3 protein-coding genes and 1 pseudogene are annotated in these 2,982 nt (G+C 50.5%); all 4 read left to right on the top strand.

From position 1 onward, the window contains the following. Nucleotides 1–497 (top strand): annotated as a pseudogene (locus DBO31_RS05235) (nicotinate phosphoribosyltransferase); the annotation flags it as partial. Nucleotides 498–621: 124 nt separating this feature from the next. Next, nucleotides 622–1,443: an ADP-ribosylglycohydrolase family protein gene (locus DBO31_RS05230; protein ID WP_059077352.1), complete on the top strand. Its 822-nt coding sequence runs from the start codon at nt 622–624 to the stop codon at nt 1,441–1,443. After that, entirely contained in the window at nt 1,440–2,273 is an 834-nt protein-coding gene (gene larE / locus DBO31_RS05225; protein ID WP_059077351.1) for an ATP-dependent sacrificial sulfur transferase LarE, read from the top strand. Before DBO31_RS05230 ends, larE begins: the two co-directional genes overlap by 4 nt. Next, nucleotides 2,270–2,908 (top strand): endonuclease III, encoded by a 639-nt coding sequence (gene nth, locus DBO31_RS05220; protein WP_059077350.1) that lies wholly within the window; start codon nt 2,270–2,272, stop codon nt 2,906–2,908. Before larE ends, nth begins: the two co-directional genes overlap by 4 nt. Nucleotides 2,909–2,982: the final 74 nt, after the last annotated feature.

The raw sequence follows: 2,982 nt of genomic DNA, 5'->3' as shown, positions 1-2,982 counted from the left end.
CCGCCAAGGACAGCCCGTCGATGGGTGGCGTGTTTAAGATGGCTGGCCAATATGAAGGTGACAAGTTCATACCTAAAATCAAGATGAGCGATAATGCTGAAAAAATTTCCAATCCGGGCCGCAAGAATGTACTGCGCATTTACGATAAAACGACGGGCAAGATGAAGGCCGATATCATCATTCTCGAAGGAGAAACGATTGATCCGTCCAAAGATCTGCGCCTTTCCAGTGATAAGACGCCCTGGCGCTCCCGTATCATTCCGGCTGGTTCCTTTACGGTAAGAACGATGCTGCAGCCGGTGTTCGTCAAAGGCGAACTCGTCTATACGCCGCCGACGCTGAAGGATATCATGGCATATGCAGACCAGGAAATTGATACTTTGTGGCCGGAATACAAGCGACTTGTCAATCCGGAAACCATGTGGGTACAGCGCAGCACGCGCCTCTCTGAACTGCGTCATCAGATTCTGACAGAAGAAGCTGCTCATTTTCAATAATTAGAATCTGGTTCAAAAGCGTACAAACGGGGATAAAATCTCTCTTTGTATGCTTTTTTTTCTCCTATCCCCTGTGATATAATAAATACGATTCTAATTTCTTTACCGGTGAGGTGATCATCAAATGTGGGGAACAATTATCGGTGATATAGCCGGTTCTGTTTATGAAATGCCCGTAGATGGGGCTGCTTCCATCAAGACAAAAGACTTCCCGTTCTGGGGAACAGGCTGCCGGTTTACCGATGACACGGTGACAACGGTGGCGGTCGGACAGGCACTGATGGAAAGCCGGATGAAAGGACAGGCGGTTACGCCTCTCCTCTGTCGGTATCTCCGCTATTGGTGCCGCCGGTTTCCCGGCGTCGGGTACGGGCCGCGTTTTATCCATTGGTATGAAAGTGATGACATGGGGCCTTATGGAAGCTGGGCCAATGGAGCCGCTATGCGCGTCGCTCCGGCAGGATGGCTGGCAGATACTCTGGCAGAAGCACAATATCTGGCAGAACTGTCGGCCGTAGTTACGCATAATACGGAAGAAGCTATCCAGGGGGCTGTGGCTGTTTCGTCGGCGATTTATCTGGCCCGTGCGGGCATCCGGCGCGATGACATACGTGTGTATCTCCAAGACCACTTTTATCCACTGGACCGCAGCCTCAATGAGATACGCCGGGATTATGGGTTTACTTCGCGGACATCCCGGAGCGTACCCGAAGCCATCGAAGCATTTCTCGAAAGCAGTGATTATGAAGATGCCGTCCGCAATGCTATTTCCCTCGGGGGAGATACGGATACACAGGCCGCCATAGCCGGCAGTATGGCCGAAGCATATTATGGCATACCGGAAAGGATGTGCCAGAAAGCGACATCCTATTTGCCAGCAGACATTCATCAACAGGTTGAGCGGCTGTATGCCTATATACATAACAGAAAGAGGGGGCTATCATGATAGAACCAGAAATGAAAGAACGATATGAAAAATTACGCGCTATATTAAAAGAAATGGGAAGCGTCGTCATCGGCTTTTCCGGCGGCGTAGACAGTACATTTTTGTCCTATACGGCGCACGATGTATTGGGGGACCAGGCCCTCGCTGTAACCGCCGTTTCACCGACGCTGCCGGAAAGCGAAGAACGGGATGCCCGTGATATGGCTGCCAGCATTGGTATCCGTCATCTCGTCGTCCATTCGACGGAATTTTCTGATCCGGAGTTTGTAAAAAATCCTAAGAACCGCTGCTATATCTGCAAGAAAATCCGTTTTACTGCATTGGTAAATCTGGCAAAACAGGAGGGCTTTCACTGGGTTGTTGATGGAGGGAATGTCGATGACCTGGGCGATTTCCGGCCGGGGATGAAAGCTCTGGAAGAAATGGCTGATGCCGTCCGCAGTCCGATGATAGAAGCGGGAATTACCAAAGCCGATATCCGGGCACTTTCGCAGGAACTGGGCCTCAGGACCTGGAATAAACAGAGTGCCGCCTGCCTGGCCAGCCGCATTCCTTATGGTGTGGAACTGACACCGCAGCGCCTTTCCATGATTGATAAAGCAGAACAATACATTGCGCCCTATATCACAGGGTCGCTGCGCGTCCGCTATCACGGCGATGTAGCACGCATCGAGGTGAGAGAAGATGAAATCCCGGCTATCCTGGCTCACCGCAAGGATATCGTACAGGCTTTGCGCCGTTGTGGATTTACCTATGTGTCGCTCGATCTGGGCGGTTACGAAATGGGAAGTCTCAATGAAGTAATTGAAACAGATGAGGAAGATAAATGAAAGTAACGAAACAAATCAAACAGGAAATGCTGCAGCGGTTTCAAGATCAATATGGCATCATGAAACCGGCTCTCCATTATACGTCGCCCTTTGAACTGATGATAGCCGTCATCCTGTCAGCCCAGTGTACGGATGAACGGGTCAATAAAGTAACAGCAGAAATGTTTCCTGCATACAATACGCCAGAAAAAATACTGACACTGGGACTTGAAGGTCTGGAAGAAAAAATCCGTACCTGTGGGTTGTATCACAGCAAGGCAAAAAATATTCTGGCTAATTGTGCCATTCTTTGTGAACAATATCATGGAGAGGTACCGCACACATTTGATGAACTGGTCAAACTTCCCGGCGTGGGCCGCAAGACGGCCAACGTACTGGTAAGCATTTTATACGATACGCCGGCCATCGCCGTTGATACCCATGTATTCCGCGTGGCGAACCGGCTTCAGTTGGCCATTGGCAGTACGCCCCTTGAAGTGGAAAAAGGGCTTCAGAGGGCCATTCCCAAAGAGTGGTGGAGCCGGGCCCATCACTGGCTTATCTGGCATGGACGCCGTGTCTGCAAGGCGAGGAAACCACTTTGTGACCAGTGTTTCCTCCAAGATCTGTGCCCGGGAAAGGAACAGGGTAAATAAGATGGACCGGGGACAGGCTATGGACCAGACTTCTTTCAGACACAGCGATTATGAAGGAGCGGGAACATGAACAT

The sequence above is a fragment of the Megasphaera sp. DJF_B143 genome (assembly GCF_900320625.1).
GTDB lineage: Bacteria > Bacillota > Negativicutes > Veillonellales > Megasphaeraceae > Megasphaera > Megasphaera hexanoica.
Note: the sequence above shows the minus strand (reverse complement) of the source record. Positions and strands in the feature narration are given on the sequence as shown.

Bases quoted from the DNA above. Each gene is read 5' to 3' on its own strand.
- DBO31_RS05230 (WP_059077352.1), top strand. From the start codon at position 622: ATGTGGGGAACAATTATCGGTGATATAGCCGGTTCTGTTTATGAAATG.
- larE (WP_059077351.1), top strand. From the start codon at position 1,440: ATGATAGAACCAGAAATGAAAGAACGATATGAAAAATTACGCGCTATA.
- nth (WP_059077350.1), top strand. From the start codon at position 2,270: ATGAAAGTAACGAAACAAATCAAACAGGAAATGCTGCAGCGGTTTCAA.